The sequence below is a fragment of the Pseudomonas sp. NFACC16-2 genome, from assembly GCF_900119205.1.
Lineage (GTDB): Bacteria > Pseudomonadota > Gammaproteobacteria > Pseudomonadales > Pseudomonadaceae > Aquipseudomonas > Aquipseudomonas fluorescens_Q.
In genome coordinates this window covers 47,819-73,696 of record NZ_FPIX01000021.1, presented here as the reverse complement: position 1 = coordinate 73,696, position 25,878 = coordinate 47,819, and the positions used below count along the sequence as shown (strand labels likewise).

The 25,878-nt window shown below is 61.7% G+C and carries 16 protein-coding genes; 4 read left to right on the top strand and 12 right to left on the bottom strand.

What is annotated here, in order from left to right; translation table 11 throughout:
- Positions 1 to 55 precede the first annotated feature (55 nt).
- Entirely contained in the window at positions 56 to 1,702 is a 1,647-nt protein-coding gene (pgm, locus tag BT116_RS17685) for a phosphoglucomutase (alpha-D-glucose-1,6-bisphosphate-dependent) (RefSeq protein ID WP_072345993.1), read from the top strand.
- Between the two features lie 175 nt (positions 1,703 to 1,877).
- Here pgm and BT116_RS17680 read toward each other — a convergent pair whose 3' ends face one another.
- On the bottom strand, positions 1,878 to 2,573 hold the full coding sequence (locus BT116_RS17680; protein WP_072345991.1) for a pirin family protein: 696 nt from the start codon (positions 2,571 to 2,573) through the stop codon (positions 1,878 to 1,880).
- A gap of 234 nt (positions 2,574 to 2,807) precedes the next feature.
- On the opposite strand from BT116_RS17680, the gene BT116_RS17675 reads away from it, so the two are divergent.
- Positions 2,808 to 5,294 carry a UvrD-helicase domain-containing protein gene (locus tag BT116_RS17675; RefSeq protein WP_072345989.1) on the top strand — a complete coding sequence of 829 codons (2,487 nt, stop codon included), beginning with the start codon at positions 2,808 to 2,810 and terminating at the stop codon, positions 5,292 to 5,294.
- 311 nt (positions 5,295 to 5,605) lie between these two features.
- Positions 5,606 to 6,955, top strand: coding sequence for a hypothetical protein (locus tag BT116_RS17670; protein WP_072345987.1), 1,350 nt, complete (start codon positions 5,606 to 5,608; stop codon positions 6,953 to 6,955).
- Positions 6,956 to 7,112: 157 nt separating this feature from the next.
- Here the strand turns inward: BT116_RS17670 and BT116_RS17665 are convergent, their stop codons facing one another.
- Positions 7,113 to 7,550, bottom strand: a complete 438-nt coding sequence (locus BT116_RS17665; RefSeq protein ID WP_003202176.1) for an Lrp/AsnC family transcriptional regulator — start codon at positions 7,548 to 7,550, stop codon at positions 7,113 to 7,115.
- Positions 7,551 to 7,683: 133 nt separating this feature from the next.
- Here BT116_RS17665 and BT116_RS17660 point away from each other — a divergent pair, with 133 nt between their 5' ends.
- Complete coding sequence (locus tag BT116_RS17660; RefSeq protein WP_072345985.1) at positions 7,684 to 8,577, top strand: DMT family transporter; 894 nt, start codon at positions 7,684 to 7,686, stop codon at positions 8,575 to 8,577.
- A gap of 19 nt (positions 8,578 to 8,596) precedes the next feature.
- Here the strand turns inward: BT116_RS17660 and BT116_RS17655 are convergent, their stop codons facing one another.
- From BT116_RS17655 to treZ, 10 genes are all read right to left on the bottom strand, one after another.
- Positions 8,597 to 10,222: an NADP-dependent glyceraldehyde-3-phosphate dehydrogenase gene (locus BT116_RS17655; RefSeq protein ID WP_063321162.1), complete on the bottom strand. Its 1,626-nt coding sequence runs from the start codon at positions 10,220 to 10,222 to the stop codon at positions 8,597 to 8,599.
- A gap of 196 nt (positions 10,223 to 10,418) precedes the next feature.
- Positions 10,419 to 11,333, bottom strand: coding sequence for an autotransporter domain-containing protein (locus BT116_RS17650; RefSeq protein WP_072345983.1), 915 nt, complete (start codon positions 11,331 to 11,333; stop codon positions 10,419 to 10,421).
- A 294-nt stretch (positions 11,334 to 11,627) separates the two neighbouring features.
- Positions 11,628 to 14,087 (bottom strand): autotransporter family protein, encoded by a 2,460-nt coding sequence (locus BT116_RS17645; RefSeq protein ID WP_072345981.1) that lies wholly within the window; start codon positions 14,085 to 14,087, stop codon positions 11,628 to 11,630.
- Positions 14,088 to 14,474: 387 nt separating this feature from the next.
- Positions 14,475 to 15,239, bottom strand: coding sequence for an endonuclease/exonuclease/phosphatase family protein (locus BT116_RS17640; RefSeq protein WP_219737683.1), 765 nt, complete (start codon positions 15,237 to 15,239; stop codon positions 14,475 to 14,477).
- Positions 15,240 to 15,438: 199 nt separating this feature from the next.
- Positions 15,439 to 16,203 carry a PIG-L deacetylase family protein gene (locus BT116_RS17635; RefSeq protein ID WP_063321166.1) on the bottom strand — a complete coding sequence of 255 codons (765 nt, stop codon included), beginning with the start codon at positions 16,201 to 16,203 and terminating at the stop codon, positions 15,439 to 15,441.
- Positions 16,204 to 16,453: 250 nt separating this feature from the next.
- A complete protein-coding gene (glgX, locus tag BT116_RS17630; protein ID WP_072345979.1) occupies positions 16,454 to 18,613 on the bottom strand; it encodes a glycogen debranching protein GlgX in 2,160 nt (719 codons plus the stop codon).
- 229 nt (positions 18,614 to 18,842) lie between these two features.
- Entirely contained in the window at positions 18,843 to 19,196 is a 354-nt protein-coding gene (locus BT116_RS17625) for a DUF2934 domain-containing protein (RefSeq protein WP_072345977.1), read from the bottom strand.
- 20 nt (positions 19,197 to 19,216) lie between these two features.
- Positions 19,217 to 22,003 carry a malto-oligosyltrehalose synthase gene (locus tag BT116_RS17620; RefSeq protein ID WP_072345975.1) on the bottom strand — a complete coding sequence of 929 codons (2,787 nt, stop codon included), beginning with the start codon at positions 22,001 to 22,003 and terminating at the stop codon, positions 19,217 to 19,219.
- Entirely contained in the window at positions 22,000 to 24,078 is a 2,079-nt protein-coding gene (gene malQ, locus BT116_RS17615) for a 4-alpha-glucanotransferase (RefSeq protein WP_072345973.1), read from the bottom strand. The genes BT116_RS17620 and malQ overlap by 4 nt, the downstream gene beginning before the upstream one ends.
- On the bottom strand, positions 24,075 to 25,877 hold the full coding sequence (gene treZ / locus BT116_RS17610) for a malto-oligosyltrehalose trehalohydrolase (protein WP_072345971.1): 1,803 nt from the start codon (positions 25,875 to 25,877) through the stop codon (positions 24,075 to 24,077). The genes malQ and treZ overlap by 4 nt, the downstream gene beginning before the upstream one ends.
- Position 25,878 lies beyond the last annotated feature (1 nt).

Here is a 25,878-nt window from a genome sequence, read left to right as displayed (position 1 = left end):
GAACTGTCAGTAAACTGCACCCCATTTACCGAGCCACTCCACTCAGAGGTTTTGCATGACAGTCAGTCCATTTGCGGGCAAGCCGGCACCGGCAGAGTTGTTGATCGATATCCCGCGACTGGTGACGGCCTACTACACCGGCCGACCCGATGCCTCGGTTGCGACCCAGCGCGTGGCTTTTGGCACTTCCGGGCACCGTGGCAGCTCCTTAGACCTGGGCTTCAACGAATGGCACGTGTTGGCCATCAGCCAGGCGATCTGCCTGTACCGTGAAGCCCAGGGCATCAACGGGCCGCTGTTCGTCGGTATCGACACCCACGCGCTATCGACCCCGGCGGGAGCCAGCGCGCTGGAAGTATTCGCGGCCAATGGCGTCACCGTAATGATCGCCGAAGGCGATGAATACACCCCGACACCGGCGGTTTCCCACGCCATTCTCTGCTACAACCGTGGCCGCACCTCGGGCCTGGCGGACGGTATCGTCATCACGCCGTCCCACAACCCACCACAAAGTGGCGGTTACAAGTACAACCCTACCAACGGTGGCCCGGCCGATACCCACATCACCAAATGGATCGAAGCCAAGGCCAACGAATTGCTGGCCAACCAGCTCGCCGGCGTCAAGCGCGTCAGCTACGAGCAGGCCCTGAAAGCCGATACCACCCACCGTCACGACTATGTAAACACCTACGTGGCGGACCTGATCAATGTCATCGATTTCGATGCCATCCGTACCGCCGGGTTGCATTTGGGCGTCGATCCGTTGGGCGGCGCGGGCGTGCGCTACTGGCCGGCCATTGCCGAGCATTACCGCCTGGACCTGGACGTGGTGAACACCCACGTGGATTCCACCTTCCGTTTCATGACCGTCGACTGGGACGGGCAGATCCGCATGGACCCGTCCTCCAGCCATGCGATGCAAGGGTTGATTGGCCTGAAGGAACGTTTCGACGTGGCCTTTGCCTGCGACCCGGACCATGACCGCCATGGCATCGTGACCCCGTCCGGTGGCCTGTTGGCGCCGAACAACTACCTGGCGGTCTCCATCGACTATCTGTTCCAGAATCGCCCGCAATGGCGCGCCGATGCCGCCGTGGGCAAGACGGTGGTCAGCAGCGGCCTGATCGATCGCGTGGCCAAGCGCCTGGGGCGCCGCCTCTATGAAGTGCCGGTGGGCTTCAAGTGGTTTGCCGATGGCCTGTTCGATGGTTCCCTGGGCTTTGGGGGTGAAGAAAGTGCCGGTGCTTCGTTCCTGCGCAAGGATGGCGGCGTCTGGAGTACCGACAAGGACGGCCTGATCCCGGCGCTGTTGGCAGCTGAAATGACCGCGCGTACCGATCGCGACCCGAGCCAGGCCTACCGCGCGTTGACTGACGAGCTGGGCGAACCCTTCTCGGTACGCGTCGATGCCAAGGCCAGCCCCCAACAAAAGGCGCTGTTGAGCAAGCTGTCGCCCGATCAGGTGGCCTCCACCGAACTGGCCGGGGAGAAGATCCAGAATATCCTCAGTCATGCGCCGGGCAATGACCAGGCCATTGGCGGCCTGAAGGTCATGACCGAAAACGGCTGGTTTGCGGCGCGCCCGTCCGGGACCGAGGATATCTACAAGATCTACGCCGAAAGCTTCCTTGGCGATACGCACCTCAAGCAATTGGTGGCTGAGGCGCAAACGTTGGTGGATGGGGCTATCACCAGCAAGTGATACATGTGATGTGAGCTTGTGGCGAGGGAGCTTGCTCCCGCTGGGCTGCGCAGCAGCCCCCCTCAAGCTCACTCAATCGACCTGATCCACCGCGTCGCCGGGTTCTAGGGCCGCTGCGCGACCCAGCGGGAGCAAGCTCCCTCGCCACAAGAGCAGCAGTGCTGCGATGCAGGGGTTAGGCGAGGTCAACGAGCACGATTTCGCTGTCTTCGATCGCGGTCACCCGCAATATCCGTTCATCTTCAATCGCAACACCGTCTCGAGCTTGTGCGCGCAAGCCATTGATTTCTATCAACCCTGTGGCCGGCACAAGATAAGCTCGACGTGCGGCGTCCAGCCGATACTCCGCACTTTCACCCGCCTTGAGATTGGCCGCTACCAGTCGTGCGTCGGCGCGAATGCGCAGGCTCTGGTCATCGCCGGCCTTGCCACTGGCCAACGTCACGAAACCTTCGCGCGAGTCCTTGGGAAACGGCTTGGCGCCCCATGACGGTGCCAGGCCTTCTTCGTTGGGGATGATCCATATCTGGAAGATGCGGGTGGCCGTCGACTCCAGGTTGTATTCGCTATGGGCAATGCCGGTGCCGGCGCTCATGACCTGTACATCACCGGCCTCTGTACGGCCTTTGTTACCCAGATTGTCCTGGTGGCTGATCGCGCCTTCGCGCACATAGGTGATGATTTCCATGTCCCGGTGCGGGTGTTGGGGAAAACCGCTGCCGGGGGCGATGACATCATCGTTCCAGACCCGCAAGTTGCCCCAATGCATGCGTTGCGGGTCGTAATACTCGGCGAACGAAAAATGGTGGTGGGCATCCAACCAGCCGTGGTTGGCGGCGCCCAAGGTGGCGAAGGGCCTGAGTTCGAGCATGTTCGTGTCCTTTTCGCTGGGAGCGAAAGCGATGGTTGATGCGCTATTCTCGCGAAGGAAACCATCGACAAAAAGCGTAAAAAACGCGTCAAACCTATCGACTAACCAGATATGAATTCGTGAGCCAACTTTCACTTCATCGCCTAAACCCATGACTTAAAAGCTTTTGGGTGGAACCTGGCGGCAAATACAGACACCATAGCCGTCATGGTTCATGAACACCGGAGTCCCAGCGTGGCGCAACACACTCCCGATCTTCCCCCCGAGCTTTTATCCCTGGCCCAGATGCCGCTGTTCAAGCGCCTGGCCGCCCGGCTCTTCGGCCATGGCCTGACACGCCTGCGAGCCCAACATCGTGCCTCCTGGTTGCATGGCCAGGCCGACGGTTTCCGCAGCGGTCATACCGCCGGTTTTGACTATGGATACAAGGAAGGCCGGGCCGAAGGGCTTGAGGAAGGCCGTCAGGTCCTGTTGATTCGTGATTCGCGCAGCACGGAGCATCCGGCACCGCAGGTCGATGATCTGCTGTTCGATGACTGGCGCCTGCCGCTGACCGCTGAGTTGAAGAAACGCATCAAGGCAGATGTCGCCCGATTGCTGCCGGTCCATGCACAACCGAGTGCTGCGCAATGGAAGATGATTTTCAGCGACACACCCTCGACCTCGGTGGTCGCCGGGGCCGGGGCGGGGAAGTCCACCACCTTGGTGCTGCGCATTGTGCTGTTGTCCCATTACCTGGGTTTCGAATTGGACTCGATGACCGTGGTGACGTTTACCCGGGAATCGCGCAAGGATTTCATCCAGAAACTGATCGAAGTGTTTGCCCTGTGGGAGCGTACCGTCAGCCTCAAGGAAGCTCGGGACTTGGTGCGGACATTCCATTCGCGAATCTTGCCCATGGTTCGCAGCCTGCCCGGGTTCGAACGGCTCCAGGCGTTCGAGACCCTGAGCCATCGCGCCGAAGCGGGTGACGATGATGCCCAGGGCAATCCTTTTGATTTGCGCATCAATGACGCCCAGCGCCAGCAACTCAACGCCTGTTATTACAACCTTTACCAGCGTGACCCGCGTTTCCGTGAGCTGATCCTGCCGTTGTCCCGCCACGCGCTGCAGCTCAAGGAACTGGAGCGCGATCACCCGGATGTACAAAAGCGGGTCGCCGTGACCGCGCTGGCAGCCCAGCGCGACGAAGAGTTGTGCGATGCCGTCGAAGACCTGTGGTTGCGCGCGGGTGCCTGGCCGATCAAGGGTATCGAGCCGAAACGACAAGCGTTCGAGATCAATGGGTCGACGTTTCACTGCCATGGTTACGCGCCTTCCCTGGATGCCTGGGTAATGCTGGGGTTCGATCCACGGGAAGACGCCCGGATCAGTCGTCCGGGCGCCAAGTTGAGCATCCGCGCGGAATGGGCGGTCAAGCGCACCCTGTTTCAAGCTTTCTGTCGTAAGCCACTGATATGGCTTGAAAGTTATGAGGCGTCAAAACGTGTGCTAGCGTCAATGGTCGGCGATGCCAGTGCCGGGCCTGGGTTCGATTACAAAGTCAAGGGCGAGCTGGGTTCGGCACCGTTGCTGGACTGCTTTGTCACGGCGGCAGGTTTTATCGAGAACCTGGGCCTGGACGTCCCGGATGCCGTGGGTCGGATGTCCTTTGCCCAGGATGACCCCGATCGGTATTTCTTCGAGGCGCTGAGTCGCTACTGGCGGGCATTCGAAGACCATCTGCTCGACCAATCGCCGCCGGTCATGACCTACAACCGTATGTTTGCGCTGTTCAGCGAACACTCGCCGGAAAACTTCAAGTTGCTGGGGGATGCGTTGCTCCGGCCGCTTTCGCACCTGATGATCGACGAATTCCAGGACGTGTCGCCGCAGATCGTCTCCTGGCTGCGAGCCAGTCTTCGGGAAATACGCGGCCGTGGTCCTGCGATGCACGTGGGGCGCGGCGCCCAGCGTTCTTCCTTGTTGTGTGTCGGGGATGATTGGCAATCGATCTATGGCTGGCGCGGCAGTTCACCGAGCTATTTCATGGCATTCAACCAGCAATTCCCGTCGCCGACGACGACCCGGGTCATGCTCACTGACAACTATCGCAGCCACCAATACATCATCGATGCGGCCGAGCATATTGTTCGCGCCGCTGCGGCTATCCCAGGCAAGAAGGCCAAGGCCAGTGGCGTGTCTCGCTCGCTGAGCCCGGTCAATGTGTTGGATCGAGACGATGAAGGGCTGGCGCGGCGACTGGATGAGCACTACCGCAAGGGCGATTCGATCTTGATGCTGTATCGAAAAAGCAGCGATAAGCTATTGATAGAAAAGTATATTCAGCCAACAGTTAATGTGGATTCTAGCTTGCCGTGGGAGGCGAGACGGCTCAGGCAGATGACTTACCACAGCGCCAAGGGGCTCCAGGCCGATGTGGTGTTCCTGCTGGGCGACTGCCAGCACCTGAGCAGTTCACCCTACAAGAACCAGGTCTACCGAATGGCCGGGCTAGGCAAGGACGGTGATGCCGAGCCTTACGACTCGGCGCAAAAGGACGAAATCCTGCGCCTGGCGTATGTGGGCATCACTCGTGCGGTGCAGCACTGTTACTGGTACGTCGATGGCCAGGACGGCCAGGCGGCCAATGGGCCCAAGGCTTCGGATCGTATTGCCGGGGACAAGCCCTTTTTTGCTGACCATCGCCGGAGCGTGGCAAATGGCCGGCAAAAAGCCTGAAGCATGATGGCACCTTTGGATAAATGATCTACACCTATGGCAAGGGATTGCATTGCCAAGGTCGGCATGCGGTTGATCGATCGATCACCGCGCGAAATCTTCGCCACACTCCCTCGATATCGTTCCCACCCGGCAGCCAGAGCCAGGCCTGACCGTGCCCGCTTGGCGGGCGCCAAGGAGGTGCGTCACATCGCTGAGCGTGGACCGTGAACAGGTCTGGCATCGTGCCAACGCCTGATAGCAGAAGGAGGCCCTGCGCATCGCTCAGCCCTTCGATGGGACGGCAGGCGTCTCCCTATAAGGAGATATCGATGAACCATTTCCAAGGAAAGATCGCTGCACTACTGGCCCTGACCGGCACGTTGTCCATGGCTGGCGCCCAGGCCGGGACGTTCCCTGATTACGGCTTCGCGCCACCCAAAAGTTCGTACCCCTCCGCATTTTTCCGGCTCAGTCAGGACTACCCCACCGTGGCGCCGGGCCCGTCTTCGATGCCGTCGTTTTTCAAGCACCTGCCCGCCAATTTCAGCAATGATTTTGAAAGCTGGCGCACCTATATGAACGAGGTAAAGAACTACTGCCTGGAGGGCAATACGGAAGTCGGCTGGAACGTGCAGAAAAACAAGGTTCGTCAGTGGTATCACATGCCTTGGCAACACTATGGCCCCAACGGTCGTGAAGCTATTCACGGGCTGACCAAAGAGGCGCCGATCCAGCCCAAACAGTTGGCGAGTACCCAAACCGTGAATGGCCAGACCTATGCGGTCGGCATCTATAACGATATAGGGGCGTACACCATCGGCCAGGTTTGGAAGGATCCGCAGAACCCTGACCCGAGCTACACCTCGCAACCAAAGGGATTTCCCAATGGCACAGTGGTGTGCAAGGCGTTGTTCGCAGACATCGATATCAGTACGGTGCCCTCGCTGGTCAATCCGGTACTTTGGAGTGCCTACACCACCAAGGACTTCTACTCAACCAAACGCGCCATCACCAAAGTCGCGTTGATTCAGATGGACATCGCCGTCCGGGACACGCGCGTCAAAGATACCGGCTGGTTGTTCGGCACCTTTCAGTACAACGGTGCGATGACCGGTAAATCGGGCTGGGACAACCTGGTGCCGGTGGGAATCATGTGGGGGAACGATCCGAAGGAGAACGGCAACGCGTTCACCAACCCGACGCCGACTGAAACCAAGATCAACCCGGCGCTGAAGCAGACCGCGATCAATGCCAACACCAAGGAGCTGCCACCGACCCACCTGGGTTGGAACGGCCGCCTCAACGGCCCCGTGGACAACCCTCAGGCCTCCTGCCTGAGTTGCCATATGACCGCCGAGTACCAGCAATTGGCGCCGATGAATCCGACCTTCCAAGCCAACCCGCCACCGGTGGGAGGCGAGGAGTGGATGAAATGGTTCCAGAACATTCCGGCTGGACAGCCGTTTTCGCCGGGTACCCGCAGCACGGACTACAGCCTGCAATTGTCCGGCGCCCTGGCGAACTTCTATGAATGGAAATGCAACCACAGCGGAATCTATGCCGACGGCAAGAATGCTTGCGCCAAAGTCCAGCCCCTTAACCTGATGAAGGCGAGCAATGCGCCTGAACAAGAGGTGTTTAAAGTACAGCGCAGCCCTGAACTGGAAGAGCTCAAGTAGTGTGCCCCCGGCCTCGGACAAGCGCCGAGGCCGGACTTCCTGTGGGGGCGAGCGTGCTCGCGAAGAGGCCGGCACATCCAGCCTCGGTGTGACTGACCCGCTGTCATCGCGAGCAAGCCCGCCACCGGGCCATGCGTTCGCTCAAACCAGGCGGCACCTAAGCCATCGGCGGCAACCGCCGCTTGACGGGCGTCTTCTTGACGATGGCCGTATTGGTCTCGGCGTGGACATTGAGTTTGTCCAGCAACGTATCCAGCTGTTCCATCGAGCGCACATGCAGGCGGGCGATGAAGCAGTCGTCGCCGGTCACCTTGTCGCATTCGGTGAATTCAGCGATGGCCTGGATCTGCCGCTCCACTTCCTGCAACTGCCCCGGCAGCGGGCGGATACGCACGATGGCCTGGAGTTGATAGCCGAAGCACTTGGGGTCCACTTCGACGGTGTAGCCCCTGAGCACACCACGTTCTTCGAGCCGGCGAAGGCGCTCGGCGACACTGGGGGAGGACAGGCCACTGAGGTTTGCCAGGGCCTTGAGGGAGCGTCGGGAATCTTCCATCAGGGCACTGATGAGGATCTGGTCAATATCGTCAGTCATTTCAACTCCATTAGGCGAATGTGTGAAGTTGCCTTGATAAAAAAGGTCGAATCGCAGTTTAGCCTTTTTCAAACCATGGAGAAGCCTCCCGACGGCTCGGCATACTGTGCCCACTTGCTGAAGGAGCCTGAAGATGGACAAGACCTTACGCCGCGGTTCGCTGGAAATGACTGCCGCCATGCTGATCTCCGGAACCATTGGTTGGTTCGTGCTGGTTTCCGGCCTGCCGGTGCTGGATGTGGTGTTCTGGCGCTGCGTGTTCGGCGCCGTGACCTTGCTGCTGATCTGCGCCGGTTTCGGCTTTTTGCGCCCCGGCATCCTCACCCGTACCACCTTCCTGCTGGCGGTACTCAGCGGTGTGGCGATCGTCGGCAACTGGGTATTGTTGTTTGCCTCCTATTCCCGCGCCTCGATTGCCATCGGCACGGCGGTGTACAACGTCCAGCCGTTCATGTTGGTGGGGTTGGCGGCGCTGTTTCTGGGGGAAAAAATCACCGCACAGAAACTGTTCTGGCTGGCGGTGTCGTTTCTCGGAATGCTGGCCATCGTCAGTGCCCATGGCGAGCAAGGGCAGGGTGGCGATGATTATCTGCTGGGCATTGCCTTGGCGCTGGGGGCTGCGTTGCTGTACGCCATCGCGGCGTTGATCATCAAGCGCCTGACCGGCACGCCGCCTCATCTGATCGCGCTGATCCAGGTTGGCACCGGCGTGTTGCTGTTGGCGCCCTGGGCGAACTTCTCGGCGTTGCCGCGGCAAACCGAAGCCTGGGCCAGCCTGCTGACCCTGGGCATGGTGCACACCGGCGTGATGTATGTGTTGCTGTACAGCGCCATACAACGCTTGCCGACCGCTTTGACCGGTGCGCTGTCGTTCATCTACCCGATCGCAGCGATCTTCGTCGACTGGTTCGCCTTTGCCCATCGCCTGGAGCCGCTGCAATGGTTGGGCGTGGCGGCGATCTTGCTGGCGGCTGCCGGCATGCAACAGGGCTGGGGCATCAAGTCGCGGCGCCCAGTCCTGTCGTAGCCCACCGTTCGGGCGTGGATCAGAAGATGTAGTCAGTGGTCAGGAAGTTGGAATCGCGCTCACGGATGATGTCGCTGATCAACGCCTTGTTGTTCTCCTGGAACTTGGTTGCCACCAGCGTGCGGATGGAAAAGGTGCGCAGTGCATCGTGGACCGACAAGGTGCCCTCGGCCGAATTCTTCCGGCCATTGAACGGGAACGTGTCCGGGCCACGTTGGCACTGGGCGTTGATGTTGATGCGTCCGACCTGGTTGGCGAAGGTGTCCACCAGCTTGCCGACTTGTGCCGGGTTGGTGCCGAAAATGCTGAGCTGCTGGCCGAAGTCGGATTCCAGTACGTAATCGATGACGGTATTGAGGTCGCGGTACGGCACGATGGGCACGACCGGACCGAACTGTTCCTCATGGTAGACCCGCATCGCTGTGTTCACTGGGTACAGCACCGCGGGGTAGAAAAACGAGCTTCGCGATTCGCCGCCATGGGCATTCTTCACTTCTGCACCTTTGGCGAGTGCATCGGCGACCAGCGAATGCAAGTAATCGACTTTGCTCGCTTCGGGCAGCGGCGTCAGCGCCACGCCGTCTTCCCAGGGCATGCCAGGTTTCAGGGTGGCGAGCCTGGCGTTGAACTTCTCGATGAACGCCGGCGCGACATCCTCATGGACAAACAGAATTTTCAGCGCCGTGCAGCGCTGGCCGTTGAACGACAGCGAGCCGGTCAGCGCCTCGTTGACCGCGTTGTCCAGGTCGACGTCCGGCAGCACCAGGCCAGGGTTCTTCGCATCCAGCCCCAGGGCGGCGCGCAAGCGGTGTGGTCGTGGGTGGAGCTTCTTCAGGTCACTGGCCGCCTTGTTGGTGCCGATAAAGGCGAAGATGTCGATTTTGCCGCTGGCCATCAGCGCGCTGACCGTTTCGCGGCCGCTGCCGTAGATCACGTTGATCACGCCCGCCGGGAAGCTGTCGCGGAAGGCTTCCAGTAACGGCCGCACCAGCAGGACGCCGAGCTTGGCCGGCTTGAACACCACGGTGTTGCCCATGATCAAGGCCGGGATCAGCGTGGTGAAGGTTTCGTTCAGCGGATAGTTGTAGGGGCCCATGCACAAGGCCACGCCCAGGGGCACGCGTCGGATCTGCCCGAGGGTGTCCTGTTCCAGCTCGAAGCGGCTGGAGCGCCGGTCCAGCTCCTTGAGGGCGTCGATGGTGTCGACGATGTAGTCGCAGGTGCGGTCGAATTCCTTCTGGGAGTCCTTGAGGTTCTTGCCGATTTCCCACATCAGCAACTTGACCACGGCCTCGCGTTGCTCGCGCATGCGTGCCAGGAAGGTTTCCACATGGCGGATGCGCTCGGCAACGCGCATCGTCGGCCACTGGCCCTGGCCGCGATCGTAAGCCCGCACGGCAGCGTCCAGGGCGGTGAGGGCGGTCTCGGCATCCAGCAGCGGCGTGCTGCCGAGAATCACTTGTTCATCGCCCAGCTCACCCGTCAGGTAAACGGGGCTGCGGACGACGGCCAGTGGCCCTTGCCAGGTTTCCAGGACGCCGTCGACCAGGTATTCACGCTGTTCGATCCGGCCTTCGAGGCGGTAGGCCGGCGGGATGTCGGTGGCGCTGGGGAAAAGGTTGGCGAGGAAGGGGACGGTGGTCATGTCGTTACTCCATCAATGAAATGAGCCAGGGCAGACGGCTTGCAGGTATAAATCGCTATTAGCGTTATACGCCTTAATGGAGGTGTTTTTTAAGTGGCGGCAGTTTGCTTGTGCCGGACTTATGCAGGAGCCGCCTCGCTTCGCTCGACAGCTCCCACAGGCCCGGCCTTGGAAAGCGGTGGGCCTTATCAACGACTCACCAGCGCATCCGCACGCCCATGCTGGTAATGATGCCATTGAGGTCGTTGTCGTCGACGTCACTGCTGTAATCGGCGCTGACATACAGGCTGACCGCCGGCGTGACCCGGGCGACCAGCCCCAGGCCGACTTCGACGGTGGAGGATTTTCGGCTACTGCTGATCTTGTCGACCTTGTCCAGGGACACCGTGCTGGCGTCCTGGACGGTGTGCCACAGGTTGGTTCGCAGGTAAGGCTCCACACCAAGGCCGTTGACCTGGTAGTTACCTTTGAGGCGTGCGCCAACGCGGCCGCTCCAACTGCTCAGTTCATCGCCGGTGCCGCTCTCGGCATTCGGCGTATCGAGGGTAACGCGCTGGTTGATCAGTTGCGCCTGGGGTTCGACCACCCAGTGGGTGCTGATGCCAATAGGGAAGCCACCTTCGACCGACAGCGTCACCGCATGGCCTTCGGTGGCCTGGCGCTGACCTTGTTCGGTGTGGCTGTAGCCATTGACCCGGCCGCCGCTGGCGCTCAGGTCCACGTGCCAGCCCGCAGGTCCGGTCAGGCTCCAGTAGGCGCCGAGGCTCGAACCTTTCAGGTTGACGGCATCTTTGTCCGGGTCGGCCAGCGCGGGCATCACCAGCAGGCCGCCGCCGGTTGAAATGATCTGGTGTTGCCCACTGATCAGTCCCATGCGCTGGGTATGACCGTCGCCGTTTCGCACTGTGAACAGGGCGGGGCTTTTGCCGGAAGCAGGCTCACTTCCAACCAGTGCGGTATCGAGGTGGGTGGATGATGTTCGGTCGTACCAGGGCTGCACGGTCTCCTCGGCAGGCCAGGCCTGGACCTCCATGGATGAAAGCAGCAGCAACGATGTCGAGACGGTATGGAAAGTGGTGGTGAGCTCTTGTGGACGGAGGGAGGTTTTCATGGGGGTCTGCCTTGCAATCGCATGCGTTTCTCGCTTTTTGGCGTCTCTCCTACCCCGAATGAGGGGCGACCGAATGGATTGAGGCAAGCCTCTGGCGGCCCGTGTTGGCGGGTTCCAGAGGCCTGCCCCTGACTGTATTTCCGGGGGTAGTACGGTGTAGTCAAGAAGACCGATGGCGGCGCGTCAAGAAAATGAACGATGAATGGCAAGATGAAATCGGCGCTAATAAGCTGCTGATTTCAATTGTTTATTGTGGTGGTTATTCGGGCGTCAAACCTCTGTCGTAGACCCTGCCTACCAACTGATCCGAAAACCGACGTTGCCCATGACGCTGTGTTGCTGGTTGCTGTCGAGGTTTTGGCTATAGTTCGCGCCGGCGTACATGGCGACGCTGGGAGCCAGGCTCACGGTGACGCCAATCCCGAGGTCGCCGGTGGAGGCGCGCTGTTGGGTCTCGACCCGTTCGGTGTCGTCGAATATCACCGAGTCGGTGCCGGAAAACGTATGCCAGAGGTTGGCGCGCAGGTACGGTTCCACGGGCATGCCGCTGACCTGGTAGCGGCCCTTGAGGCGCGCACCGAGGCGGCCGGTCCAGGCACCGTCGGAGTCGAATTCGACCTTGGAGACTCCATCGTTTTGCGTATCCAGGGAGACCTTTTGGTAGATGATCTGGGCCTGGGGTTCAAAGTCCCAGTCAGCGGTCACCTTGACGGGGTAGCCGGTCTCCGCCGAAGCGGTCAAGGCGTGTCCGCGGTTGTCGATTTTCAGGCCGCGCTCGGAACGGTTGTCGCCGTTCAATCGCGTGCCCATCACCACGGTGTCGACGTAGCCGCCGTTGGGGTCGGTGAGCGTCCAGTAGAGCCCGTAGCTGTCGCCGTCGAGTTCTATCTTGCCGGCGTGTCGGCCTTCGAAACCCAGGTTGAAGCCTTTGACATTGCCGTTCAATTCCGTGTGCCCGACGAAGAAGCCAATGCGCTGGGTCTGGCCGCCGGACAGAAGCGAACTGTATAGATCGTTGCCCACCTGGAACCCTTTGATCGACCCATCGAACTGCGGCGTCACCGTACCGGCCCAGGTTTTATCCAGGTCTACGCCATAGACCCGACCCCAACCCGCGCCGAACGCGCCGGTTTCCGTGAGCAGGCGCTGGTCACCCTGGCGGTCATGGAACGTACCGAGGGCCATCAACGTCAATTGCGCCGCCGCTGGAGGCAGCACCGACCAGGTCGGCACTTCCGGGCGATACAACGGGATGGGGGCCGCGCCGGGCACTGCGGTTGGCAAGGGCGGTAGCGTCGGGACGGGGGGCGCGCCCGGTGCGGGGGGCGCCGTCGGGATGGGCGCCGCTACCGGTCCGGCGACCACGGTGGAGCGCAGGTACCAGTTGTTTTGATTACCCGTCACGCCGCCTTTGAACAGGCGGTAATCGAACGCGCCGGCCGAGACGGACTGCGCCAGAGAAAAGGCATCGATGTTACTGACCGCGCCGCCCTGGGCCTGGACCACTTCAATGCCATCCTGAGTCGTCAGTGCGCCCGTGCCGCCCAGGTTCGTGACTGTGATGGCGGTATTGCCGGTGAGCGTCCCGCCGTTGACCACCAGCTTGTCGCTGGCGGAGCCATCGGCGCCGATTGCCGTTTGCACGTGCAACTGGCCGTTGTCGCCGACGTAGTTACCCTGGACGGTGAGGGTATCGATGGTGCGGGTGTTGCCCTGGGTAAGGTCTATCGTGCCGGCATTGTTGAGCGTCGCCAGTTGACCGGCAGTAAAAGGGGCGACAACGCCTTGGGTCGCCGTCAGCGTGCTGCCGCTCTCGATGTTGAGCGTCCCTGTGCCGGTGGCGCTGTCACCCAACGTCAGCGTGTCATTAAGGTCCAGTTGCGAGCCTTGGGTGAGGTTGACCGTTTCCCAATTGAGGTAACGGGCGCCGGTGCTGGTGGTGCTGCCTTCAAAGGTCAGGACGTCTTGGCCCAATCCGCCATTCACGCTGGGGGTGATGCTCAGCCCGGCTTCATCGAGGTTGCTCAACAGCGCCGTGTCGCTGCCGTCACCCATCAGGATGACTGAGTGAATGAGGCCGCCGCTCCACTGCAGCTGGTCATCGCCGGCACTGGCCCGGACCTCGCCGATGATTTCGCCACCGCTGATGGTAATGCTGTCATTGCCGCCGCTGACGCTGACATTGCCGCCGATGCGTCCAGCGGAGAGGATGATGGTGTCCCGGCCGAAACCGGTCACCAGGTTGCCAATGATTTGCCCGCCTGACATATCGAAAACGTTGTCATCGAGTTTCATGTCGACCCGGCCGATCGTGCCGCCGGTCATCTTCGCAACGTCGCCGTCTTCGAACGCGTCGACGATGGTGCCGCCGGTCATCAAGAACGTATCGAGACCGTCACCTTGCGCCAGGGACAGGATCCTGCCGCCATTCATGATGAAATCGTCCACGCCGGAGCCTTGCTGGACATCACCGTCAATCAAGCCGTTGGCATTGATCACGATGCGGTCGACGCCGGCACCGAATGTGACGTCGCCGCTAATGACGCCACTGCCGTTGGCGGGCATGGTCAGGCTGTTGTTACCCGAAAGGTCCGTCAGCCCGGGGCTGGTGCCGCTGTCGCAGACATAAGCGTCATCGCCTGCGGTTGGCGTCAGCGTGCAAGCGGCCATGGCGGCCGGGACGGGTAACAGGAAGGGGGCTGATATCCACACAGCGTTGAACAGCCGATTGAATCCTCTATCGTGCCGAATCATGTGCTATCCCTCTGCGTCGGCATCTCGTAAATGCCGGTTTCAGCATCGGTTGCACTACAGATGGCACACAGGGCCTGGCAACGCTCGCTGTATGGGATGGCACCCTAGCAATGAAAAACCAGCGTCGCTACTGTCAGAACTTACAGGTCCACGGGCAGAAAGAGCAGAAAAGGCCCGTTCTACAAATTAATGCCGTTCAATTAAGGCCATCGACAAACCCGTGGTGAGGGAGCTTGATCCCGCTGGGCTGCGAAGCGGCCCCTGAACCTGCCAAATGCGCAGCATCAGACACACCGCACACGCCGGTTTACGACTGCTTCGCAGCCGAGCGGGATCAAGCTCCCTCGCCACAGGTCCGTCATTTTCTTAAGTGAACAGCATTACGCTCTACAAATGCACTTCCACCGAAAGCGGCAGGTGATCGCTCAGGTGCGTCCAGGGTTTGTTGCCCAGGATTTGCGGGGCGTGGCTGCTGGCGTTGCGCAGATAAATACGGTCCAGGCGCAACAGTGGGAAGCGGGCGGGATAGGTCCTGGCGGGGCGACCATGGTGGTGCTCGAAGGCTTCATGCAGATAGCCGCGGCGGGCGAGGGCGAGGTTGCCACGCAGCTGCCAGTCATTGAAGTCGCCGGCAATGATCACCGGGGCGTCCTCGGGCAGCGAATCGAGCAGTTGGCAGAGCAGTTTGAGCTGCAATTGGCGATGGCTTTCCAGAAGACTCAAGTGCACGCAGATCCCATGGACAGCGGCGTGCCCGGGCACATCCAGCACACAGTGCAACAACCCGCGCCGCTCCGGGCCGGTGATGGACACATCGAGATTGCGAAACTGGCGGATCGGGTATTTGGAGAGCAGGGCGTTGCCATGGTGGCCATCGGGGTAGACGGCATTGCGGCCGTAGGCGAAGTCGCTCCACATGCTGTCGGCGAGGAATTCGTACTGAGATGTCTGGGGCCAGTTGTCGTAGCGTGACGCGTGTCGGTCATGTTCGCCCAGCACCTCTTGCAGGAACACCAGGTCGGCGCCGGTACTGCGCACCGCTTCGCGCAATTCGGGCAGGATGAAGCGACGGTTGAGGGCGGTGAAACCCTTGTGGGTATTGACCGTCAGGATCCGCAGCCGATGAACCGCAGCAGGCAGCTCCGATGGCATTGGTTCGACGGCCCGCCAATCGGGATCTTGAGTCACGTTCCCTCCTGAATCAGACGTACCTGTTCATGCGACTGACCCAAGGCGTCGGCAGTTCCGGATTTTTCGTGTCCTTGCCGAGCGCTATCGCGAGCTCGCTCGCGGAAGCGGTGTATCTGAACCACCACCATCGCGAACAAGCCCAGTTCCTACAGGCAGGTGTTCAGATGAAGACAATCTCATACGGCATACCCATCCGATCCAGGATAACCCGGGGCACCAGCGGGGCGATGCCGCTGGCCGGTTCGCCGTTGAGTTGGCTGACGTAAGCGTACATGGCGTGACGCTTGCGGGCGGTAGTCCAGACATCCAGGCGCAGTTTACGGGCCCGGTGCCAGGGGATCTTATTTTGCTCACGGACCGGCCAGTGCCAGGCCCATACCGGCAGTTCGTTGAACGCCACCCCGATCCTGTCGGCGGCCAGGGCCCCGGCGCGCCCGACGGTTTCGTGGTCGCTGTCGCCATCCTGGCGCCAGGTGCTGAACACCACGTCACCGGGGCGCAAATGACGTGCAATGAAGTCGGTGAGCTCGGCCTCGTGTTCGGCCAAGGCCTTTTCCGGGAAACCGCCGCGTACCCATTGCAGGCCATGGGCTGCTATGCCCAAGCGATGCAGGGCGTCCACGCTTTCCTGCGGGTGAGGGCGGTGTGTACGCAGGCGCTCATCGGTCCACAACGGTGAACCGGGATGGATCAGGGCTCCATCGGACACCGAGATCAGCAACATGGGTTGATCCAGATTGTTCAGCAACTGCAGCAATCCGCCACAGGCGCCGATCTCATCGCCTGGATGCGGGGAGAGGACGACCGCGCGGGCGCCGGCGGGAATGAGCGTCTGGGTACTGATAATCGGGATATCGGCCAGTTGCGCAGCGCTGTTCCAGATTTGCGGATGCTGCCGGCCGGGCAAGCGAGAGGCGGGTTTCATGAGAGACATCCTTGTGTGTATTCAATCTTTCAGCCATCTACCGGGCCTACTGTCCGATGACGCCCGCGTGGGTATGGCTGCGATTCACAGCGCTCCGAATCCTGGAGACTACCGCATGTGAAGTATTGACCATGTCGGCCGATTCGTCTTGCGAGATGTGTGTCTGAACTGCACTTTTTTCTTAAAACTGGGCTGTGTGCAGCGAAAAACCGCGTCCTTGCGGTCTCTCTGGCTGTTTACAACCGGTACTTCATTCCTCTTCTTCGCGTTGCAGCTCAAACAGCAGCAGCGAGCGCCCGGTGACGGAATATTCGGAATCGAAATCGAAGCGCTCTTGTCCTCGAACAGTCGGCTGGTTGGTGTCGACCATGCAGGTCCAGAAACTGCCCTCGGGGACTTCCGGCAAGCGGAAGTTGACGATGTCATGGTGGGCGTTGACCACCAGCAGCAGCGTCGCATCGCCGGCCTTGCGTCGAATGCCGGTCTCCTGGGCGCGGCCGTCCATCAGCATGCCGAGGCAGCGACCATGGCTGTCCTGCCATTGCTCAATGGTCATTTCGCTGCCGTCCGGGGCCAGCCAGGTCACGTCCTTGACGCCGATGTCCTCGTTGTAGTTACCCACCAGGAACCGCCCGCGTCGCAGGATCGGATAGGTCAGGCGCAACTTGATCAGGCGCTTGACGAACTTGAGCAGCGTCGCGCCATCCTCGCTCAGGTCCCAATTGATCCAACCGATCTCGCTGTCCTGGCAATAGGCGTTGTTATTGCCGTGCTGGGTACGGGCGAATTCGTCGCCGGCGACGATCATCGGCGTGCCTTGGGCCAGCAGTAGAGTGGCGAAGAAGTTGCGCATCTGCCGATGACGCAGCGCGTTGATCTCTGGATTGTCCGTCGGCCCTTCGACGCCATGGTTCCAGGACAGGTTGTTATTGCTGCCATCCTGGTTGTTTTCGTCGTTGGCCTCGTTGTGCTTGTCGTTGTACGACACCAGGTCATGCAAGGTGAAACCGTCATGGGCGGTGACGAAGTTCACCGAGGCGTACGGACGTCGACCACGCTGGTTGAACATCTCGCCCGAGGCCGTCATTCGGCTGGCGAAATCGGCAAGTTGGCTGTCGTCGCCCTTCCAGAAGGCCCGCACCGTGTCGCGGAACTTGTCGTTCCATTCGACCCAGCCCGGCGGGAAGCGTCCCACCTGGTAGCCCCCGGGGCCGCAGTCCCAAGGCTCGGCGATCATTTTCACCTGGCGCAGCACCGGGTCCTGGCGGCAGGCCACAAGGAAGCTGTGGCGCTCGTCGAAGCCGTCATGGTAGCGGCCCAGAATGGTCGCCAGGTCGAAGCGGAAGCCATCGACGTGCATCTCCGTGGCCCAATAGCGCAGGGAGTCGGTGACCATCTGCAGAACGCAAGGATGGCTCAGGTCCAGGGTATTACCGGTGCCGGAATCGTTGATGTAGTAGCGTTTGTCGTCGGGCATCAGCCGGTAGTACGAGGCGTTATCGATGCCGCGCATGGACAGGGTGGGCCCCTGTTCGTTGCCTTCGGCGGTGTGGTTGTAGACCACGTCGAGGATGACTTCCAGGTTGGCCTCGTGCAGGTGGGCGACCATTTCCTTGAACTCGGCGATCTTGCCGCTGGCCAGGTAACGTGGGTCCGGGGCAAAGAAGGCGATGCTGTTGTAACCCCAGTAGTTGGTCATGCCTTTGTGCAGCAGGTGCTGGTCATTGACGAAGGCATGGATGGGCAGCAATTCCACCGAAGAGACACCCAGCTTGCGGATATGCTCCAGAACATCATCGACCATCAGCCCGGCGAACGTACCGCGCAGGTTCTCGGGCACCGAAGGGTGACGCATGGTGAGGCCGCGCACATGGGTCTCATACAGGATGGTCTTGTCCCAGGGGACGCTGACGCGATGGTCGTGGCCCCAGGTGTGCGCAGGGTCGATGACTTTGCACTTGGGGACGAACGGGGCGCTGTCGCGCTCATCGAAACTGAGGTCGCCATCGGGATGGCCGATGGTGTAGCCGAAGAGGGCTTCGGACCACTTCAACTGGCCGACCAGTTGCTTGGCATACGGGTCGATCAGCAGCTTGTTGGGGTTGAAGCGGTGGCCGTTCGCCGGGTCGTACGGGCCGTAGACCCGGTAGCCATAGATCAAGCCCGGGTGGGCATCCGGCAAATAGCCGTGGTAAATCTCGTCGGTGTACTCCGGCAGCTCGATGCGTTCGAGTTCGACTTCGCCGGCATCGTCGAAAATGCACAGTTCGACCTTGGTGGCATTGGCTGAAAACAGCGCGAAATTGACCCCGAGGCCATCCCAGGTTGCACCCAGTGGAAAAGGCAGCCCTTCACGAATCCGCGAAGCCTCGATCACGGGCGGCGGCGTGTTTTTTTTTGGACGGGTCATAGTTGCTCCTGCAAAAGACAGACAGATTCAGCGATGCGGTTCACTGCGGGCGGGTGGTTCCACCCTTCACCTGTGACGAGGGGATTTATCCCCGCTATGTGGGACAAAAGTTGTTTCTCTGTGGGAGCAAGGCTTGCCCGCGATGAAGTGATGCGCGCCTGCTGAAATCGAGGCGCCTGTTTCGCGAGCAGGCGTTGCTCCCATCTGACGAGGAGACCGATAGGATCAATCAAGCAGCCGGCGGCTTGCGCGGTGCCCGGGGCTTCTTGTCCGCTGTTTTGTTGGCGGGTGGCACTACTGCTGCAGTCGCCGCGGAGGGTTTGGGCGCAGGCTTGGCCTTGGAGGACGTGTTTTTTGCGGCAGCCTTGGCCGTGGCGCTCTTGGCGGCAGCAGGCTTGGCGCCATCGGTTTTGCTGGCCGCTGGTTTGCTCGCCGCCTTGGGTGGCTTGCTCGGTGCCAGCGCTTCGGCTTCGGCCAGTTTGCGCGCCATCTCCCAGTGGCGTTTCTCCTGCCCGGCGGGCTTACCCTCGGACTCCCAGATCTGATAGGCGAATTCGCGAATGCGTTTATCGTCGGTACTCATCGCAGTGCTCCTGATTCAACTCAAGGTTGGATAAAGACATTGACCGGGAAATTCCCCAGAGCGGTGCTGATCAGCAGCTCCCTTTGGGGTGTGACTGTTGCGCTTGAAAAAAGTCCCTTCAGTTTTTCATCCCCGGCGGCGAACGGTAACGACACACGGGTATCGCCCCAATCCGACGCAGCCACCAGCGGCGTGGCACTGTTTTCCAGCAACGGCGCCGCATGGACAGGTACAACAATGATCGCCCGTTGTTGCGAGTCTTCACGCATGAAGGCCAAGACTCGCTCCGCTTGCTCGCCGAGCACTTCCAGCGGCTGGTAGCGACCCTGGCGCCATAGCAGCGGATACTCGGCTCGCATGGCCAGTGTCCTGGCGATCAATGCCTGTTTGATCCGGCCGTCACGCCAATCGCGAATCAACGCGGCTGGCGTGCTGTCGGCCCCTAACGCCTCGCGGCGTGCCTGGAAATCCACCGGACGACGGTTATCCGGGTCCACCAGGCTGAAATCCCAGAACTCGTTGCCTTGGTACAGGTCCGGTACGCCGGGTACGGTCATGCGCAGCAAAGTTTGCGCCAGACTGTTGAGGGCACCCGCCGGGGCGATGGCCTGGACCGCCTCGGCGATGGCGCTGCGCAAGGGCAACCCCTCGTCGCCCAGCAGTAACCGTTCGAGGAACATCTGGGTGGCTTGCTCATAAGCGTCGTTGACCGCCGCCCAGCTGCTTTGCAGCTTGGCTTCGCGCAGGGCCTTGCGTTGCCATTGCCACAGGCGCTCGTTGTAGGCGGCCAGGGCTTTGTGGTCCTGGAGGTCGAGGTCCAACGGCCAACTGCCGAGCAGGGCCTGGTACAGAATCAGTTCATCCCCGGCCGAGGGCGCCGCCGGGTCACTGTGCAGCGAAGGCGAGAGGATGCGCCATTGCTCCACGCAGGCGGTGTACCAATCGGCGCGTTCGCTGAGCACGGCCAGCCTGGCGCGGGTGTCTTCGCCGCGCTTGTGGTCGTGGGTGGCGGTGGTGATCAGGTTGTCGGGGAAATGTTCGAGCCGATCGAGGCAGGCGTGGTGGAACACTTGAGGCGGGGCGCTGAAGCGCTCGGTGTCATAGCCCACGTCATTGCGTGACAACAGCACCGCCGAGCGATAGAGGGCGGTGTCCTCCACCGCTTTGGCGGCGGCCGGCGAGGTCAGTTGCTGGAAACGCACGCAGGCATGGCGCAGGCGTTTACGCTGGTTGCCGCGCGGACGTTGCCGCCAGGGCATCCCACCGAGCCAGCCGGCCAGGCAATCGATCACCGGCCAGTCGGCTTCGCTCAGGGTTTGCCGGGCGCCTTCCAGGGCCTGGTTGAAGAACACCTCGTCTTCGGCCGAGCGCCCCAGGGGCGTGATGTAGGTGCGATACACCGGGAAATGCACGATCAGTTCCTGCAAGGCGCGCCGAATCGCGCCCAGGGTCAGGTCGCGGGTCATCACATCGTCACGGGCCACTTGCAGCAAGGCCTGGGCGACGCTTTCGAAGTCTCCGGCCAGGGAGCCATTGAGAATCTGCTGGCGGGCCAGGTGGGCTTCTTCGATGAAGTGGGCTGGCCGCTCACTGTTCCGGCTCCAGAATTCGGCGAGGGGGGCGGCACCGGCCGGGTCATGCTGCAGCAGCGAGACCTGGTTCATGAACTCGTAGCCGGTGCTGCCGTCGATGGTCCAGTCCCGCCGCAACGTCTCGCCATCGCCGAGGATCTTCTCGACGAAAATCGGCAGGTGTCGGGTCGGCGACAGCGAATCGACGCGTCTGCGCAATTTGCGGCAGTAACCGCGAGGGTCGGCAAGGCCGTCGATGTGATCGATCCGCAGGCCGTCCACCAGGCCTTCGCCGATCAATTGGAAAATCTTGGCATGGGTCGCCTCGAATACCGCCGGACGTTCGACCCGCAGCCCACCCAGCTCGTTGACATCGAAAAAGCGCCGCCAATTGATGTCGTCCGCCGCCGTGCGCCAGCTGGCGAGCCGGTAGCTCTGGCGTTCGAGCAGTTGGTGCAGGCGCTCGAAGCCTTCGGGTTGAGTAGAGTCGTAGCCATTCAGGTTGTCGCTGATGGCGGCGAGGATGCCCGTTTGCGCCGCCAGGTCCTGCAACTCTTTTTGCAACGGGCGGGCGAGGGTATGGGCGTCGGTCTGGTAATTCAGCGTGGTGAAGCGCTCGGCCAGGGCCCTGAGCGATTCGGTTTGCTCGGCGGGCAAGGTTTCGCTGGGTTTGAGCAGTTCGCCGTAGTGCATCGGGCAAATCGGAAAGCGGTGTTCGTAGTGCTCGACGTAGAAGCTGCCTTGGCTGGCATCGAAGTGCAATTGCAAGGTGCCTTCCTGCAACGCCACGCCGTAGTCGCTGCCCAAGAACGGCAGCAGCAATTGGCCTTCCATCAGTGGATCGGGGGAGTGCCACTGAATGTCGAAGAACTCACCGTAGGGGCTCAGGCGACCCCATTCCAGCAAGTCCAGCCACCAGGGGTTGTCGTTGCCGCCGACGGCCATGTGATTGGACACGATGTCGAGGATCAAGCCCATCCGATGCTCGCGCAAGGTCGCGACCAGGCGCTTGAGGGCGGCTTCGCCACCCAGTTCAGGGTTGACCAGGGTCGGGTCAACGACGTCGTAGCCGTGCATGGACCCGGCGCGGGCCTTGAGCAGCGGCGAGGCATACAGGTGGCTGATGCCCAGCGAGGCGAAGTACGGCACCTGGGCGATGGCATCGTCCAGGGTGAAGCCTTTATGAAACTGCAGGCGCAATGTTGCCCGCAGGGGTTGGATCAACGTCTGTTTCATCGGTCACGCTCGTTCGCCTGAAGCCTGGCACAGGCGAGTATTTCCAGACGCCGGGCAGCGTCCGGGTGATCCAGCAACGCCTGGCTTTGCCCGGACAGGCGGCGGCGCCAATTGGGGTGGGTGTCGATGGTGCCCGGCAGGTTGGCCTGCTCCTCGATCCCCAGGGCGTCTTCGAGCGGCAACAACACCAGCGGTGCGCGGGTGTGACCGAGGAAGCGCACGCTGGCATCGAGCACCTGGTCGGTTTCGCGGTGTTCTTCGCGAAAGTTCTGCGGGTCCTGGTTCAGCACGTGGCGCAGGCCTTCGCGTTCACGCTCGCGGTGTTTGCGCCAGTCCATTTCGGTGTGGGAATCGATCAGGTCCAGCCGGGCGTTCCAGTCAATGTCGTGACCGTGCCACCAGCCATTGAGCGTCGGCAAGTCATGGGTGCTGGTGGTGGCCAGGGCATTGTCCGGCCAGTCGAGAATTGGCTTGAAGTGGGTGTTGTCCTGTTCAAACAACAGCACGCGCATGCCCAGGATCGAGCGGGCAATGAGTTTGTCCCGCAGGCCGTCGGGCACGGTACCGAGGTCTTCGCCGAGCACGATAGCCTGATGACGATGGGATTCCAGCGCCAATAGACGCAGCAGGTCGTCTACCGGGTAATACAGGTAGGCGCCATCGCAAGGTGGAGCGTCGTTAGGGATCACCCACAGTCGTTGCAAGCCCATGACATGATCGATGCGCAAGCCTCCGGCGTGGGCAAAGTTGGCCCGCAGCATTTCAATGAAGGCGCGAAAGCCGTTGCGCACCAGGCCTTCCGGGGAAAATGCCGAAATGCCCCAACCTTGGCCGGAGCGGTTGAGAATGTCCGGCGGGGCGCCCACCGTCAGCGAGGCAAGCAGTTCGTCCTGCCGGCTCCAGGCCTGGCTGCCACCGCCATCGGCACCCACCGCCAGGTCGGCGATCAGACCGATGCCCATGCCGCTGGATCTGGCTGCGCTCTGGGCGCGTTCCAGGCAGCGGGCGATCAACCATTGGCAAAAAGCGTAGAAGCCGATCTCATCGGCATTTTCCTCGGCGAAATGGGCCAGGGCGGGGCTGCGCGGGTCGCGCCATTCTTCCGGCCAGTGACGCCAGTCGAGGCTTTCCCCCCGGGCGGCGCGTTCGGCCTGCAAGGCCTCGAAGCGGCAATGGTTTTCCAGGGCTTCGCCGCTGGTGTGGCGGAAACTGCTGAAGTCCTCATGCAACGGATGCTCACCCTGGCTGAAACCGTCGTACAGGGCACGCAGGATTTTCTGTTTGGCCTGGGCGGCGACCGGCCAGTCGATCAGCGCCTGCTCTTCCAGGGTGCGCAGTTGATTGGTCAAGCCAGTGGCGTCGATGGCGGTGCGCAGCGCACGTTCACCAAGGATGGTGCCCGGCGCGGCGTAAAGGCTGTTGAAAAACAGTCGGCTCGACGGTGAGTAGGGGCTGTAGCGCCCGGTGTCGCTGCTGAACATCGCGTGCATCGGGCTGATGGCAACGGCCTCGGCGCCGCGCTCGCCGGCCACCCGCGCCAGCTCCTCCAAGGCCTGGGTGTCACCGAAGCCACCGTCACCGGGGCGGCGCAGGGCATACAGTTGCGCGCTCAGGCCCCAGGCCCGGGGCGTCGGGTCGTCCACCGCATCGGCCACGCTGTAGCAGCGGGCCGGCGCGACGGCCAGGGTGAAATGCTGGTCCTGGATGCTGACATGCTGATAACCCACCGGGACCATCCCCGGCAGCTTGGCATCGGCATCGAGGTTCAGATTCAGTGTCGCACCCTCTTCGAGTTTGATTTCGCAGGGTGTCCCGGCCTCGAAGTAGCGGCTCAAGTCCAGGCTGACCCCGACGTCGGCGGTGATCAGCGGTGGCAATTGATGATTCTGTTGAGCTTCCTGCAACTGCAGCAGGCTGGCGTCGATTTCCTGGGCGCTGCCGGCCGGATGGCCCAGGCCGCTGAGGACCGAACGCAAGACCGCCGGCGAGACTTTCTGGGCCCGGCCATTGGCATCGATCCAATCCACCGCCAGGCCCGCTCGGCTGGCGAGGATTTCCAGTTGCGCATCGCTCATAGGCGCTCTCCAGTGATGTTGGGCAAGGTTGTCGCCTGCGTCAGACTGACCAGCGCGCTGTAGGGCGCAAGGACGCCCTGTTGCAACAGACCCATGACCTGCTGCGGATGTTCGAAAAGAATGCGTGCCTCTTCCGGGGCATTGTGTTCGACGGGCTGGTCGCCGAGGTTGAAGTCGATGCGCAACACGCTGCCATCGCCCAACCGCCAGCGTGCGCTGATGGCGCCATGGCCCAGCACATCGGTCCCCAGGGCCTGGGCACCGGGCAGGCGCGGGACGATCTCTTCACGGCGGATTTTCAGCAGTTGCCGATACAGCGCCTCGTTGGCCTGCTGCTCCGGGCCTTGCGATTCCAGGCTTGGGCGTGACGCCTCGAAGGTGCTGGCGGCGTTGGGGTCGGGAATGCGTTCGCGCTTCTGCGGATCGGCAAAGGCGGTGAAGGCCTTGAACTCGTTGCGTCGGCCTTCGCGCACCTGCTCTGCCAGCTCGCCGTGGTGGCTGGTAAAGAACAGGAACGGTTGTTCGGCCGCCACCTCGTCGCCCATGAACAGCAGCGGAATCATCGGTGATAACAGCAACAAGACTGTCGCTGCTTGCAGGGCCTGGGGGGCGGCGAGCTGATGCAGGCGTTCGCCCAGGGCACGGTTGCCGATCTGGTCATGGTTCTGCAGGAACAGCACGAATGCGCTCGGCGGCAGGTGGCCGCTGGGCTCGCCCCGGGCTTCCCCATGGCGATTGAGATGGCCTTGGAATACGAAGCCCTGGCTCAGGCAACGGGCCAGTTGTTCAGTCGGCTGCTCGGCATAGTCGGCGTAGTAGGCGTCGGTCTCACCGGTCAGCAGCACGTGCAGGGCATTGTGTCCGTCGTCGTTCCACTGGGCGTCGTAGACATGCTCCAGCAGATGGGCCTGGTTGTGTTCGTTTTCCACGGTCAGCCAGACATGCCGGATCGGGTCCACCTGCTCGCGCACCCGGGTCGCCAGTTCCTGGAGAAAGTCCGGGTCCTCAATGGCGTGTATCGCGTCCAGGCGCAGGCCGTCGAAACGGTACTCAAGCAGCCACATGAGCGCATTGTCGATGAAGAAGTCCCGCACTTCGCGGCGGCGGAAATCAATCGCCGCGCCCCAGGGCGTGTGCTTGTCTTCACGGAAGAAGCCCTTGGCATAGCGGTGCAGGTAGTTGCCGTCGGGGCCGAAGTGGTTGTAGACCACATCCAGGATGACGGACAGCCCATGGCCGTGGGCGCTGTCGATCAGATGCTTGAGCTGTTCGGGCGTGCCGTAGGAGGCCTGGGGCGCGTAGGGCAGGACGCCGTCGTAGCCCCAGTTGCGATCACCGGGAAACTGCGCCAACGGCATCAGCTCGATGGCGGTGATGCCCAGCCCGGCCAGGCGTGCCAGATGCTGTTCGACGCCGTCGAAACCACCCAGGGCGCCCACGTGCAATTCGTAGATGACGGCTTCGTGCCAGGGGCGACCGGACCATTGGGTGTGTCGCCATGAGTAGGCATGCGGGTCGACCACCACGCTGTGGCGGTCGATGTCGCCGGCCTGGGCGCGCGAGGCCGGGTCCGGCACCTCCAGCTCGCCATCGATGTTGTAGCGGTAGCGGGTGCCGGCGGGGCAACGGGTCTGGATCATGAACCAGCCGTCGGCTTGGGGCAGTAGCGGTATTGAATCTCCAGTGTCGAGCTCGACACTGACAAAAAATGCATCCGGGGCCCAGAGGGCGAAGCGGGTGTGCTCTTCATCCAGCATGACCGCCCCGTGGGTCCATGTCTCAGGCGTCCTTGACGTCATT